This window comes from Rhodospirillum rubrum ATCC 11170 (genome assembly GCF_000013085.1).
Lineage (GTDB): Bacteria > Pseudomonadota > Alphaproteobacteria > Rhodospirillales > Rhodospirillaceae > Rhodospirillum > Rhodospirillum rubrum.
In genome coordinates this window covers 520,579-534,467 of sequence record NC_007643.1, presented here as the reverse complement: position 1 = coordinate 534,467, position 13,889 = coordinate 520,579, and the positions used below count along the sequence as shown (strand labels likewise).

Sequence of the window (13,889 nt, the reverse complement as noted above, 5' to 3'; positions counted from 1 at the left end):
GAGCAAGGGCGCGAGCCCGGTGACGGACCCGGCGAACCCAACGGCGCACCCGCGCCGCCGCCTGTCCCGCGATGATACCGCGACACGATGATTTAGGAAGGGAAAGCCGGCGGGGCAATCGGAAAGAGTGGAGCAGACGCCCTAACCGCCCCATTGCGCCGTCTGAATGGCAGGATTACCCTCTTACCCTTTTTAGGGGAGGCGCCGTACCCATGCGACCCATCGAGCCCTGGATTCTCGGCCTTGATATCGGCACCGACAGCCTTGGCTGGGCGGTCTTCTCCTGCGAGGAAAAGGGGCCGCCGACGGCCAAGGAGCTTCTTGGCGGCGGGGTGCGACTGTTCGACAGTGGCCGTGACGCCAAGGATCACACCTCGCGCCAGGCCGAGCGCGGCGCCTTTCGCCGGGCGCGGCGGCAAACGCGGACTTGGCCCTGGCGGCGCGACCGGCTGATCGCCCTGTTCCAGGCCGCCGGGCTTACCCCCCCTGCCGCGGAAACCCGCCAGATCGCCCTGGCCCTGCGCCGCGAGGCGGTAAGCCGCCCCCTGGCGCCCGACGCCCTGTGGGCGGCGCTTTTGCACCTCGCCCACCACCGGGGCTTTCGCAGCAACCGCATCGACAAACGCGAGCGCGCCGCCGCCAAGGCCTTGGCGAAGGCCAAGCCGGCAAAGGCGACGGCCAAGGCGACCGCCCCGGCCAAGGAGGCCGACGACGAAGCCGGCTTTTGGGAGGGGGCGGAAGCGGCGCTGCGCCAGCGCATGGCGGCCAGCGGCGCCCCCACCGTTGGCGCCCTGCTGGCCGATGACCTGGATCGCGGCCAACCGGTGCGCATGCGCTATAACCAAAGCGACCGCGACGGCGTGGTCGCCCCCACCCGCGCCCTGATCGCCGAGGAACTGGCCGAAATCGTCGCCCGGCAAAGCTCCGCCTACCCCGGCCTGGATTGGCCGGCCGTGACCCGTCTGGTGCTCGACCAGCGGCCCTTGCGCAGCAAGGGGGCGGGCCCTTGCGCCTTCCTGCCCGGCGAAGACCGCGCCTTGCGCGCCCTGCCGACGGTGCAGGATTTCATCATCCGCCAGACGCTGGCCAACCTGCGCCTGCCTAGCACCTCCGCCGATGAGCCGCGCCCCTTGACGGACGAGGAGCACGCCAAGGCTTTGGCCCTGCTGTCGACGGCGCGGTTCGTAGAATGGCCCGCCCTGCGCCGCGCCCTCGGCCTGAAGCGCGGCGTGAAATTCACCGCCGAAACCGAACGCAATGGCGCCAAACAGGCCGCGCGCGGCACGGCGGGCAATCTGACCGAAGCCATTCTCGCCCCCTTGATCCCGGGTTGGTCGGGGTGGGATCTTGATCGCAAAGACCGGGTTTTTTCCGATCTTTGGGCGGCGCGCCAGGATCGTTCGGCCCTGCTGGCGCTGATTGGCGATCCCCGGGGACCAACTCGGGTGACGGAGGACGAGACCGCCGAAGCGGTGGCCGATGCCATCCAGATCGTTCTGCCGACCGGTCGGGCCAGCCTGTCGGCCAAGGCCGCCCGGGCGATCGCCCAGGCCATGGCCCCGGGGATCGGTTATGACGAGGCGGTAACCCTGGCCCTGGGGCTTCACCATTCCCACCGTCCGCGCCAGGAGCGTTTGGCGCGCCTGCCCTATTACGCCGCCGCCCTGCCCGATGTCGGGCTTGATGGCGATCCCGTCGGCCCGCCGCCAGCCGAAGACGACGGGGCGGCCGCCGAGGCCTATTACGGCCGCATCGGCAATATCTCGGTCCACATCGCCCTCAACGAAACCCGCAAGATCGTCAACGCCCTGCTCCATCGCCATGGCCCCATCCTGCGGCTGGTCATGGTGGAAACCACCCGCGAGTTGAAGGCCGGCGCCGACGAGCGCAAGCGGATGATCGCCGAACAGGCCGAGCGCGAACGCGAAAACGCCGAGATCGACGTGGAACTGCGCAAAAGCGATCGGTGGATGGCGAATGCCCGCGAACGCCGCCAGCGCGTCCGCTTGGCCCGGCGCCAAAACAACCTCTGCCCCTATACCTCCACCCCCATCGGCCACGCCGATCTGCTTGGCGACGCCTATGACATCGACCATGTCATCCCGCTGGCCCGGGGTGGGCGCGATAGCCTTGACAATATGGTGCTGTGCCAATCCGACGCGAACAAGACCAAGGGCGACAAAACCCCCTGGGAGGCCTTCCACGACAAACCGGGCTGGATCGCCCAGCGCGATGATTTCCTGGCGCGCCTGGATCCGCAAACGGCCAAGGCCCTGGCATGGCGCTTCGCCGATGACGCCGGCGAACGGGTCGCCCGCAAGAGCGCCGAAGACGAGGACCAGGGCTTTTTACCCCGGCAATTGACCGATACCGGGTATATCGCCCGCGTCGCCCTGCGCTACCTGAGCCTTGTCACCAATGAGCCCAACGCCGTGGTCGCCACCAATGGCCGCCTGACCGGTCTGCTGCGCTTGGCCTGGGACATCACCCCCGGACCGGCGCCCCGCGACCTGTTGCCCACGCCGCGCGACGCCCTGCGCGACGATACCGCCGCCCGCCGTTTCCTTGACGGCCTGACCCCGCCGCCTCTCGCCAAGGCGGTTGAAGGGGCGGTGCAGGCGCGCCTTGCCGCCCTGGGCCGTAGCCGGGTGGCCGATGCGGGTTTGGCCGACGCGCTGGGCCTGACCCTGGCCAGCCTGGGCGGCGGTGGCAAGAACCGCGCCGACCATCGCCATCATTTCATCGATGCCGCGATGATCGCCGTCACCACCCGCGGCCTTATCAATCAGATCAATCAGGCAAGCGGGGCGGGCCGCATTCTCGATCTGCGGAAATGGCCCCGCACCAATTTCGAACCCCCTTACCCGACCTTCCGCGCCGAGGTCATGAAACAGTGGGATCATATCCACCCGTCGATCCGCCCCGCCCATCGCGATGGCGGTTCGCTGCACGCCGCCACGGTTTTCGGCGTCCGTAACCGACCCGACGCCCGCGTTCTGGTTCAGCGCAAACCGGTGGAAAAGCTGTTTCTTGACGCCAACGCCAAGCCCTTGCCCGCCGACAAGATCGCGGAAATCATCGACGGCTTCGCCTCGCCGCGCATGGCCAAACGGTTCAAGGCCTTGCTGGCCCGCTATCAGGCGGCCCACCCCGAGGTTCCCCCGGCCCTGGCCGCCCTGGCCGTTGCCCGCGACCCGGCTTTCGGCCCGCGCGGCATGACCGCCAATACGGTGATCGCCGGCCGCTCGGACGGAGACGGCGAGGACGCCGGCCTGATCACCCCCTTTCGCGCCAACCCGAAAGCCGCCGTGCGCACCATGGGCAATGCCGTTTACGAGGTGTGGGAAATCCAGGTGAAGGGCCGGCCCCGGTGGACCCACCGGGTTCTGACTCGCTTCGACAGGACCCAACCCGCCCCGCCGCCGCCGCCGGAGAACGCCCGTTTGGTGATGCGCCTGCGCCGGGGCGATCTGGTCTATTGGCCCCTGGAGAGCGGGGACAGGCTGTTCCTGGTGAAAAAGATGGCCGTGGATGGCCGCCTCGCCCTGTGGCCCGCCCGATTAGCCACCGGAAAAGCGACGGCTCTTTATGCACAACTGTCTTGTCCAAACATCAACTTGAATGGCGACCAGGGGTATTGCGTTCAAAGTGCCGAGGGCATCCGAAAGGAAAAAATCCGAACAACCTCATGCACCGCCCTGGGCCGACTCAGACTTTCCAAAAAAGCGACATAGATCTTGATTTTCCCTTTATTTTAAGATTATCAAGAGGTAGCGGAGACGATGCTTGTTATGTTGTTCCATGGCCCCGTCCCACACGCCATGATAGAGCGTTGCCTCCGCTTCCAAACCGCTATTTTTCCTAGCCGCATCACCCGCCTTGAGGCGTTGAGGGTCAAGGATTGGAATGGGCGGTGACCATGGTCCCGTCCCACACCGCCATGGTAGAGTCGTGCGGGTGATCGGCATCGCCCTGGTGACGTTCCATGGCCCCGTCCCACACCGCCATGGTAGAGTCCCAGGCCGGGATGGGCGATGACTGGATCAGTTCCATGGCCCCGTCCCACACCGCCATGGTAGAGTGGATTTGCTCATCTGGGCATTCCTTTCATGGTTCCATGGCCCCGTCCCACACCGCCATGGTAGAGTTGGGGGGAGGACCGGTGCGCACGGCTCGCCGTTCCATGGCCCCGTCCCACACCGCCATGGTAGAGTATCCGAGAACCGATTGCGCCTATCTACCCGGTTCCATGGCCCCGTCCCACACCGCCATGGTAGAGTCCATGACGTAGCCGGTCGAAAGCGCCAGCCGTTCCATGGCCCCGTCCCACACCGCCATGGTAGAGTAGCTCGAATGCCGCATTGGTCGCCGCCACGGTTCCATGGCCCCGTCCCACACCGCCATGGTAGAGTTGTACCGCCCGGATCCTCTTGATTTTCTTGAGGATTCGGGCGTTTTTTCGTGCAGGGGCCAGGACGTTCAGAAGAGTTGATACTGGGCTGGGGGCACGAACTCGGCATTTTCCGGGGCTCGGTAGTTGCCACGGATCCATTTGCGCATGCCGACCATCTGGCGATCGGTCAATTTCAATAAATTGACATGCCCGACGGCGGGCAAGGCCTGTTCCACCCGTCGTTCATAGGTGGCGGCGCGTTCCATCGATCCGCAATAGCGGGCATAGATCGAGTAGTGCATGCGCTCGAAGCCATCGGCGAGCAGGAATTTGTGAAACCGCACCGCCGCCAGCCGTTGCTCCGGGCTGACCACCGGCAGATCATAAAACACCAGCACTCCCATCTTCCGCCACCCGTCCGGCATCCTTGAGGCTCCCGATCCGCTCGGGCAGAGCCAAAGCAAATCCCGAGCGATCTGAAGCAGATCGCGACGACGATTTGCTTCAATATCAGGATATTAGAGGGGTGAGCGTGAACCATGGTTCACGCTCACCCCTCTAATCTGGCCGGCCCGCCTTCGACCACCGTCCGCAACGAAAGCGCCACCCGCGCCACCGCCGTGCGCAAGCGCACCCATTCTCCTCCCATCGCCACCGGCCAATCCGCCACCTCGGCCAACCGGCGGCGGGCCTGTTGGTCCATGGGGGCCGCCTCGGCAACAATCCGCAGAACCAAACGGTCGACGGCCGGGCGGAAGGGTTCAAGCAGGTCATCGGCCAGATTGCCGTCGTTTTCGGCATTGTCGTGATGCAGGCCAAGCGAGCGGTGCAACCCCGCCCCATGCAGACAACGGCCGACCACGGCGCGAAGCACCGCATAGCCAAAATCAAGCATGGTATCGGCCTCGTTTCCCCCATGGCGGCGAAAGGCCGCGCCTAGATCAAACTGCGTTAAATGGGATCCATTTAACGCAGAAACTTTGATCTCGATTCAATAAGTTAGAGCGGCGATGGCGCGAAAAAGCGGTACCCACTTTTCCGCTCGCCGCTCTAGCAGAACCGGCCAATAGGCCCGGGCGGCCTGGGCCTCGATATTGGCGGGATCGTCGATATCGATGGTGGCGGCCAGCCGGCGCAATCGTTCGGCCGGTCCGCCGATTTCCTCAAGCACCCGGGCTTGCTCCATCACCTTGGCCCGCACGATTTGCCGCCACAAGGCGCCGCGACGGCGCGGCGTCATCGCCGCTTGGCCCCGCAGCAACCGCGCCGACACCACCGCTCGGCCGCAAATCGGCGTCAGCGTGGCCAGCGGCCGGCGGCGCTCGTCGCAAACGATCACCTCGATCCCTTCCCGCCCCAAAAGCGCCAAGGCATCGCCGGTGAGGGTCACCGCCGGGACCTGGGCGATCAGCAGATCAATCTCGTCGGCGGGAATTAGGGTGTCGCCGATCGACAGAACCCGATCGCAGACCGATACCAGGGTTCCGCGCGTGGCGATCTCGATCACGGCCATGCCTGCCCCCTTTACAGATCAAAGAGGTGTGCCCCTTTACAAATCAAAGAGGTGTGATAGGGTGATCGCACTCTACCATGGCCGTGTGGGACGGTTCTCCCGTTTTTCCTAAAAGCGGGACATCCATGGAATAAAACGTAAGTGACAGTTGGAGCGATTACGCTCTTTCTCGCCCAGGGGGCCCGAGGCATCGGGTCCCCTGAGTGCGTTTTCGCCCCCGGCGATGGGGAATCCCCCGCGCCCTAACCGCTTGCCACCCCCGGCACGGGCAGGCGGCGGGGGCCCCAGGTGCCTGGGGGGCCTTCGATCACCCCGGCCAAGGCCCGGCCGCAGCCCAGGCAATGGCCGCTGTCGTCCAGCGCCCAGCCGGTGATGGCATAGCCGCGCCGGCCGATCAGCGGCGCGCCGCAGCCGACGCAAAGGGTGGTCTCGCCGTCTTCCGCCCCGCCCAAGGCGCCGGCGGGCAGATTGCCCAGATAGACATGGGCGAGGCCGGCGGCGCGGGCGATTTCGCGGGCGCGCAGCAAGGTGGCCGCCGGGGTGGCCGGCAGCGCGCTCAGCCGGTGGTCGGGGTGGAAGGCGGTGAAGTGCAAGGGCACCTCGCGCCCCAGATCCGCCGCGACAAAGGCCACGAGATCGGCCAGTTCCTCGTCGCCGTCATTGCGGCCGGGGATCAGCAGGGTGGTGATTTCCAGCCACACGGCGGCTTCTCCGGCCAGAAAGCGCAAGGTCTCCAGCACCGGGCCAAGGTGGGCCGAGGTCAGCTTGCGGTAGCCGTCTTCGCGAAAGGCCTTGAGATCGACATTGGCGGCGTCCATCACCGCGAAGAAATCCCGCGCCGGAGCGGGGTCGATATAGCCCGCCGTCACCGCCACCGTGCGCAGCCCGCGATCGCGGCAGGCCAGGGCCACGTCGATCACCTCTTCGCAGGCAATCACCGGATCATTATAGGTGAAGGCCACCGAGCGGCAGCCCAGGCCAAGGGCCAGATCGGCGATGGCCCGCGGGCTGGTGGTCCCCCCCAGCCGATCCATCGAACGCGCCCGCGACAGGCGCCAATTCTGGCAGCCCGCACAGGTCAGATTGCACCCCGCCCCGCCGAACGACAGCACCGGCGTGCCGGGCAGGAAATGGGCGAGCGGCTTCTTCTCGATCGGATCGACACAAAACCCCGAGGAGCGCCCGGCCCCCGTCAGCACCATAACCCCCTCGATATTGGCGCGGACGAAACATAGCCCGCGCTGTCCGGGGCCCAGGCGGCAATGGCGCGGGCACAGATCGCACACCGCATGATCGGCGCCTTGCCGATGCCAGTAGCGAGCCGGACGGATAGCGTCGCCCCAATCCTTGTCCACCGTGGTTTAATCCTTTTGATCACGCTGGGATAGACCCACCCCGGTGCTGTTTTGTTCGCGTTCCCGGGGAATTCATCGTTGATATCTTCTCTTCTCGCCAACTGTGCTACAGTTGTGGCGCCCGGGTCCGATGCTGGAAAGAAAGCGTGACCGATGTGCGAAACCACAACGCCCGCAGAAGCGCCTAGCCGACCCCAGGATGGCCCCGGGGATCCCTTGGGCCAATCCCCCTCGGCCCCAACGCGCGGCCCGCTTCTGGCCGATCGGCCGATGGCGGTGGCCGGTCGTTTCTATCCCGGCGACCCGGCCCAGCTTGCCCAAGAGGTGGACAGCCTGCTGGCCGGCGTCAAGGCGTCGCCCGCCCCGCTGCGGCCCAAGGCGGTGGTCGCCCCCCACGCCGGGCTGGCCTATTCGGGACCGACCGCCGCCCATGCCTTCGCCCCCCTGGCCCGTCACCGCGACGCCATCCACCGCGTGGTGGTGCTGGGACCCTCGCACCGCTTGGCCTTTCGCGGTCTGGCGCTAAGCGGAACCCGCGCCTATGACAGCCCGCTCGGCCCCGTCCCCGTGGATCATTCCTGGCAAGACCGCCTAAGCGACCTCGCTTTCGTCGGCCGCCTGGAACAGGCCCATGGCCCCGAACACGCCCTGGAAGTGGAACTGCCCTTTCTTCAGCGGATTCTCGGTCCCTTTTCGATCGTGCCGATCGTCTGTGGCGAGGCCGCCGCCGAAGAGGTCGCCCAGGCCCTGGAACGGGTGTGGGGAGGGCCCGAAACCCTGATCGTCGTTTCCAGCGACCTGAGCCACTACCTTGAATACGAGGATGCCCGACGCCAGGATGGGCGGACCGCCACCGCCATCGCCCGCCTGGACGGCGCCCCCATCGGCCCGCGCGAGGCTTGCGGCCATGTGCCGCTTGGCGGCCTGCTTTGCTTGGCGCGGGCGGCCGGGATGACGACCCGCTGCCTGGATCTGCGCAATTCCGGCGATACGGCCGGTCCGCGCGACCGGGTGGTCGGCTATGGCGCCTGGGCGTTTTACGATCCCACCAATCTTTTGGGATAGGGGACCGCGATGATGCCCAAGCACTCCACCCCGCTGTCGGAGGGGAGTCCCGCCGACCCCGAGAACACCGACCCCGAGGGCGCGCCCCGTGACGACGCGGCGAAAAACGCCATCCCGGCCGACCCCGGCGGCGAAACCGACGACGGGGCCGACGGTGGGGCAGAAGGTGGGGAGGATCTGGCGATCCGCGCCACCCGCGACCATGGCGCCCGGCTTCTGACCCTGGCCGCCGAGGGGATCGGCCGCAGCTTGCGCGAAGGCGCCCTGACCGCCCCCCGGCTGGACGCCGAGCCCCCGCCCTTGCGTGAAAACGGCGCGTCCTTCGTGACGCTCAGCCGCGCCGGCGCCCTGCGCGGCTGCATCGGCTCGCCCGCCGCCTATCGCCCGCTGGCCGTCGATGTGATCGCCAACGCCTGGGCGGCGGCGACCCGCGATCCGCGTTTTTCCCGGATCACCCCGTCGGAACTGCCCGCCCTCGCCCTGTCGGTGGCGGTGCTCACCCGCCCCCACCGCATGCGAGTGATCGACGAGGACGATCTGATCGCCCAACTCACCCCCGGAGTCGACGGGCTGATCCTGTCGGACCGCGGGCGGCGCGGGCTGTTCCTGCCCCAGGTTTGGGAAAGCCTTGCCGATCCGCGCGATTTCGTGGCCCATCTTAAGCGTAAGGCCGGCTTTCCCCCCGATTACTGGAGCCCGACCCTGACGCTTGACCGCTTCACCGCCCGCTCGGTCGCCCGCCCCTTCACCGAGCCACGCCCCCCTTTTGCTTGAAGGAGACCTTTTCATGATCCGGCCCGCGCCATCACTCGGTCTGTGGCTGTTGTTGGTGGCCTCTTCGCTGTGCCTTGCCGCCCCGGCCCGGGCCCAATCCGAGCCGCCCGCGCCCAAGGAGGAGCCCGAGTCCAGCCTCGGGCGGCTGATCTGGCACGATGACGCCCCCGAAAACATGAAGGGGGTTTGGGCGGTCAGCGGGCGCTGCAAGGCCGACACCGCCGAGATGCTGATCTTTTCCAACGGCGGCTATCGCTGGCGCAAATCCGATGGCAGTTGGGGCTTCGCCCGCGGCAAATTCTCCTATGCCTCGCCCAAATCCTACCGGGTTCTGTTCAAGGTCAGCCATCTCTTCCCCACCGAAGGCTATGACGCCATCGTCACCATTTCGGGCAATACCCTGACCAAGACCAACCTCAAATCCAATTCCCGGGAAAGCTATCGCCGCTGCCAGAACTGAAGGCCGCCGCAAACCAAAAGGCCGAGCGACCGCTCGGCGAAAAAGACATTTGCCGGCAACAGCGCTTGACAGCGCCCGGTCCGGGGTTCGACCTTTGGCCGGCGTCGGCCCGTCCCCGGTTTTCGTCACCCGGGGCCTGCCGGGTCGGGCGCGGCTCCTTTTCACCTGACGGCAAGCGGCCTTTCCATGATCGACATCGATGCTCCGCTAGACCTTGTCCAGGCTCTGATCCCCATCGCCGAAAAGGCGGGCGAGGAGATCCTGGCGGTCTACACCACGCCCTTCGCCGTTGAAAGCAAGGCCGACCATTCCCCGGTTACCGAGGCCGACCGCCGGGCGGAAGCGGTGATCATCGAGGCCTTGACCCGGCTGACCCCGGCCATTCCGATCGTCGCCGAGGAAGCCGTCGCCGCCGGCCATATCCCGGTGGTCGGCGATCAGCCGTTCTGGCTGGTCGACCCGCTGGACGGCACCAAGGAATTCGTCAAGCGCAACGGCGAGTTCACGGTCAATATCGGCCTTGTCGTCGGCGGCGTGCCGGTGCTGGGCGTCGTGCATTGCCCGGCCCTGGAGATCACCTATTGGGGGGCCGGCCTCGGCCATGCGGTCATGCGCAGCCGCCACAGCACGCGGACGATCACCTGCCGCCCGGAGCCCGAGGACGGATTGACCGTTCTGGCCAGCCGCAGCCATGGCTCGGACGACGAGATGACGACCTTTCTCGCCGCCTTTCCGGTCAAGGCCCGCATCGCCGCCGGCAGCAGCCTGAAGTTCTGCCGCATCGCCGAGGGAACCGCCGATCTGTATCCCCGGCTTGGCCCGACCTATGAATGGGACACCTGCGCCGCCCATGCGGTGCTGCGCGCCGCCGGCGGTGGCGTCTTCACCCTGGACGGCCAGCCTTTGGCCTATGCCAAGCGCGGCGATTTCCTCAATCCGCCCTTCGTCGCCCGGGGATTGCCGGCGTGACCAGTCCGCTTCCGCCCGAGGGCGCGGCGCTCGCCCAGGCGGCAAGGATCCTGGCGGCGGGCGGCCTTGTCGCCTTTCCCACCGAAACCGTCTATGGCCTGGGGGCCAACGCCCTGGACGACACGGCGGTGGCCTCGATCTATGCCGCCAAGGGCCGCCCCAGCTTCAACCCGCTGATCGTCCACCTCCCCGACCTTGACGCCGCCCGCGCCCATGTGGCGGTCGATGGCCGGGCCGAGCGTCTGGCCGCCGCCTTTTGGCCCGGACCGCTGACCCTGGTGCTGCCGCGCCGCGCCGGGTGCCGCTTGTCGCTGCTGGTCAGCGCCGGCCTTGACACCGCCGCCATCCGCTGCCCCGACCACCCCCTGGCCCTGGAGTTGCTGCGCGCCTGCGCCCTGCCGCTGGCCGCCCCCAGCGCCAATCCATCGGGCGCCGTCAGCCCGACGACGGCGGCCCATGTGCGCGAGGGATTGGGCGGGCGCGTCGATCTGGTGCTCGACGGCGGGGCCTGCGGCGTCGGCCTGGAAAGCACCGTCCTTGACCTGTCGACCCCGCGCGCCCTGCTGTTGCGCCCGGGCGCCATCAGCCGGGCGATGCTGGCCGAGGTGCTGGGCGAGCCGGTGGATCGCCCGTCGGCGACGCCTAGCGATCCGACCGCGCCGCGCTCGCCCGGCCAGTTGCTCAGCCACTACGCCCCCACCGCCCGCGTGCGCCTGAACGCCAGCGCCATCGGTCCGGGCGAGGTGCTGCTCGGCTTTGGCCCGGTGGCCGGGGCGACGCTGTCGCTTTCGCCCAGCGGCGACCTGCGCGAGGCCGCGGCCAATCTGTTTTCCATGCTGCGCGCCCTGGATGCCGACCATCCGGCCACCATCGCCGTCTCGCCGATTCCCGAAACCGACCCCGGCGACGGCCTAGCCGCCGCCATCAACGACCGCCTGCGCCGCGCCGCCGCGCCGCGCGGTTGAAGGTATCCTTTGGAGTTCGCCAACCCTGCGGCCCGGTGTTTCGCAGAGCCAAAATTTCATTGACCTTCTCTCGGCCTGATCCATATTGGGACCATTGAGACCCCTCGCTCCGACGCCTTCGAATGCGGAAGCGAGCATTGAGACCCCAGGGGCGCCTTGTGCGCCCCTGTATTGTTTCCGGTACCGCAGTCCGCTACTCTTCCTTGTGAAACCCAGGGAGAGAGCCATGCACGATCCGGTCGAGACGAGCGGTCCTTTCCGATATCGCTGCATGATCTTCGTCGATTTCTGGAATTTCACCCTGTCGATGAAAACGGTCGAGGAGGCTTTTCCCTGCGATTGGAAAGCCCTTCCCTATGTTCTCACAAAGGAAGCCGGTTATCAGGTGGATCCCTCGGCTTCGACGGAATATAGGGGGATGCGCGTCTATGGATCCTTCGATGGCAAGGGCGATGCCAATCTGCGCAAATGGGTTAAAACCAAGCTTGAAACATTTCCAGGCGTAAGCATCAAATTTGTCGATCGGCAAAAAAAGATGTCCGGACCGAAGTGTCCTATTTGTTATAAAGTTATTGGAAAATGCCCATACTGCGGAAACGACATGCGTGGTACGGAGGAAAAGGGAGTTGATACGGCCATCGTCACCGATATGATCTCTCTTGCCTGGGAAAATGCATTTGATATTGCCGTTCTTGTTTCCGCAGACAGAGATTTCGTCCCAGTTGCCGAGTATTTACACACAAAAGGCATAAAGGTTATTCACGCCGCCTTCCCCCCAAAAGGGGCCCTCCTATCCCAGAAATGCTGGGGTTCCATTGATGTCGGATTATCCCGCGACAGATTTCGCAGATCGTGACCTCGATAGCCCACCGAGGTCCGAAAAAACGACCTATCCTCGTCGTCCATAAGCCAGAGCCCCTTCCCCCCGCCTTTTGAAGGATGTCCGCTTGTGCCCTTGCCTATCGCCCTGCTTGATCGTTTGGCCGCCGTTCTTGGGCCCCATGGCCTGCTGACCGATCCTTCGGATCTCGGCCCCTATCTGGCCGAGCAGCGCGGTCTGTTCCAGGGGACGGCCCAGGCGGTGGCGAGGCCCCTTGATACCGCCCAGGTCGCCCAGGTCGTTGGGCTTTGCGCCGAGGCCGGCGTCGCCATCGTGCCCCAGGGCGGCAATACCGGGCTGGTCGGCGGCGGCGTCGCCAGCGGCGATGACTTGGTGGTCTCCCTGGGGCGGATGAACCGCTTGCGCTGGATCGACGCCGAGAACTACCGGATCGCCGTGGACGCCGGCTGCGTGCTGGCCGAGGTGCAGCGCGCCGCGCGCGAGGCTGGGTGCCTGTTCCCGCTGTCGCTGGCCGCCGAGGGCAGTTGCCAGATCGGCGGCAATCTGTCGTCCAACGCCGGCGGCGTCGGCGTGCTGCGCTATGGCAACGCCCGCGAGTTGTGCCTGGGGCTGGAGGTCGTTCTCGCCGACGGCCGCGTCTGGAACGGCATGACCGCCCTGGCCAAGGACAACACCGGTTACGCCCTGCGTCAGATGTTCATCGGCGCCGAGGGCACGCTGGGCATCATCACCGGCGCCGTGCTCAAGCTGTTTCCGGCGCCGCGCGAAAGCGCCACCGCGCTCTGCGCCCTGTCCGACCTGGGGGCGGCCCCCCGTCTGCTCAGTCTGGCGCGCAAGCGCAGCGGCGACAGCGTCACCGCCTTCGAACTGATCCCCCGCCTGGGGCTGGAGATGGCCGTCCGCCATATGCCGGGCTGCCGCGATCCCTTGGCCGATCCCGCCCCCTGGTATGCCCTGATCGAGCTCAGTTCCTCGCGCGAGGCCGGCGACAACGACGAGAGCGGCCTGGGCGCGACCCTGGAAGGCCTGCTGGCCGGCGCCTTTGACGAGGGCATTATCAGCGATGCCGTGCTGGCGGGCAGCCTGGAGCAACAAGCCGCCCTCTGGCGCCTGCGCGAGGGGCTTTCGGAGGCGCAGAAGTTTGAAGGCGCCTCGATCAAGCACGACGTCAGCGTGCCGATCTCGCGCGTCGTCGAATTCATCACCGAAGCTTCGGCGGCGGTGGAACGGGCCCTGCCCGGCATCCGTCCCTGCCCCTTCGGCCATATCGGCGATGGCAATATCCACTTCAATCTCACCCAGCCGCCGGGCATGGACCGCGCGGCCTTCCTGGCGCTCTGGGCGCCGATGAACCGCATCGTCCACGATATCGTCGACGCCATGGAGGGATCGATCAGCGCCGAGCATGGCATCGGCCAGCTCAAGACCGCCGAACTGGCCCGCTACAAGGCTCCGGTCGAGCTTGAGATGATGCGCGCGATCAAGGCCGCCTTCGATCCGCGCAACCTGATGAACCCGGGCAAGGTGCTGCCGCCCGCGCCCTAACCCCCCTTC

Annotated in this window: 10 protein-coding genes, 1 pseudogene and 1 CRISPR repeat array; of the genes and pseudogenes, 8 read left to right on the top strand and 3 right to left on the bottom strand. The window is 66.7% G+C overall.

All coding sequences use genetic code 11. From position 1 onward, the window contains the following. Positions 1-212: 212 nt before the first annotated feature. A complete protein-coding gene (gene cas9 / locus RRU_RS02385) occupies positions 213-3,734 on the top strand; it encodes a type II CRISPR RNA-guided endonuclease Cas9 (protein WP_011388212.1) in 3,522 nt (1,173 codons plus the stop codon). A 180-nt stretch (positions 3,735-3,914) separates the two neighbouring features. Next, a CRISPR array of direct repeats spans positions 3,915-4,412; the repeat unit is 36 nt; unit sequence GTTCCATGGCCCCGTCCCACACCGCCATGGTAGAGT. Between the two features lie 67 nt (positions 4,413-4,479). On the opposite strand, the gene cas2 is transcribed toward cas9, so the two are convergent. The 3 genes and pseudogenes from cas2 to amrS form a co-directional block, all read right to left on the bottom strand. Further along, positions 4,480-4,797: a CRISPR-associated endonuclease Cas2 gene (gene cas2, locus RRU_RS02375; protein WP_014625940.1), complete on the bottom strand. Its 318-nt coding sequence runs from the start codon at positions 4,795-4,797 to the stop codon at positions 4,480-4,482. 146 nt (positions 4,798-4,943) lie between these two features. Beyond that, a pseudogene (locus tag RRU_RS19945) lies at positions 4,944-5,906 on the bottom strand (CRISPR-associated endonuclease Cas1). A 242-nt stretch (positions 5,907-6,148) separates the two neighbouring features. Further along, positions 6,149-7,261 carry an AmmeMemoRadiSam system radical SAM enzyme gene (amrS, locus tag RRU_RS02360; protein WP_011388208.1) on the bottom strand — a complete coding sequence of 371 codons (1,113 nt, stop codon included), beginning with the start codon at positions 7,259-7,261 and terminating at the stop codon, positions 6,149-6,151. Between the two features lie 216 nt (positions 7,262-7,477). Between amrS and amrB the strand changes: the two genes are divergently transcribed. The 7 genes from amrB to RRU_RS02325 all read left to right on the top strand — a co-directional run bounded on the left by amrB (position 7,478) and on the right by RRU_RS02325 (position 13,880). Next, on the top strand, positions 7,478-8,326 hold the full coding sequence (gene amrB / locus RRU_RS02355; protein WP_011388207.1) for an AmmeMemoRadiSam system protein B: 849 nt from the start codon (positions 7,478-7,480) through the stop codon (positions 8,324-8,326). Positions 8,327-8,335: 9 nt separating this feature from the next. Continuing rightward, positions 8,336-9,100 carry an AmmeMemoRadiSam system protein A gene (gene amrA, locus RRU_RS02350; protein WP_011388206.1) on the top strand — a complete coding sequence of 255 codons (765 nt, stop codon included), beginning with the start codon at positions 8,336-8,338 and terminating at the stop codon, positions 9,098-9,100. 13 nt (positions 9,101-9,113) lie between these two features. Then, complete coding sequence (locus tag RRU_RS02345; protein WP_011388205.1) at positions 9,114-9,560, top strand: hypothetical protein; 447 nt, start codon at positions 9,114-9,116, stop codon at positions 9,558-9,560. A gap of 186 nt (positions 9,561-9,746) precedes the next feature. Then, positions 9,747-10,529 carry a 3'(2'),5'-bisphosphate nucleotidase CysQ gene (gene cysQ / locus RRU_RS02340; RefSeq protein ID WP_011388204.1) on the top strand — a complete coding sequence of 261 codons (783 nt, stop codon included), beginning with the start codon at positions 9,747-9,749 and terminating at the stop codon, positions 10,527-10,529. Next, a complete protein-coding gene (locus tag RRU_RS02335) occupies positions 10,526-11,494 on the top strand; it encodes an L-threonylcarbamoyladenylate synthase (RefSeq protein WP_011388203.1) in 969 nt (322 codons plus the stop codon). Before cysQ ends, RRU_RS02335 begins: the two co-directional genes overlap by 4 nt. A gap of 226 nt (positions 11,495-11,720) precedes the next feature. Further along, positions 11,721-12,350, top strand: coding sequence for an NYN domain-containing protein (locus RRU_RS02330; RefSeq protein ID WP_207187359.1), 630 nt, complete (start codon positions 11,721-11,723; stop codon positions 12,348-12,350). A gap of 93 nt (positions 12,351-12,443) precedes the next feature. Then, complete coding sequence (locus tag RRU_RS02325) at positions 12,444-13,880, top strand: FAD-binding oxidoreductase (protein ID WP_011388201.1); 1,437 nt, start codon at positions 12,444-12,446, stop codon at positions 13,878-13,880. The last annotated feature ends 9 nt before the right edge of the window (positions 13,881-13,889 follow it).

What these genes read in the sequence shown, in the direction of transcription:
- cas9 (WP_011388212.1), top strand. Translation starts at nt 213, where the DNA reads ATGCGACCCATCGAGCCCTGGATTCTCGGCCTTGATATCGGCACCGAC.
- cas2 (WP_014625940.1), bottom strand. Translation starts at nt 4,797, where the DNA reads ATGGGAGTGCTGGTGTTTTATGATCTGCCGGTGGTCAGCCCGGAGCAA.
- amrA (WP_011388206.1), top strand. Translation starts at nt 8,336, where the DNA reads ATGATGCCCAAGCACTCCACCCCGCTGTCGGAGGGGAGTCCCGCCGAC.
- RRU_RS02345 (WP_011388205.1), top strand. Translation starts at nt 9,114, where the DNA reads ATGATCCGGCCCGCGCCATCACTCGGTCTGTGGCTGTTGTTGGTGGCC.
- cysQ (WP_011388204.1), top strand. Translation starts at nt 9,747, where the DNA reads ATGATCGACATCGATGCTCCGCTAGACCTTGTCCAGGCTCTGATCCCC.
- RRU_RS02330 (WP_207187359.1), top strand. Translation starts at nt 11,721, where the DNA reads ATGCACGATCCGGTCGAGACGAGCGGTCCTTTCCGATATCGCTGCATG.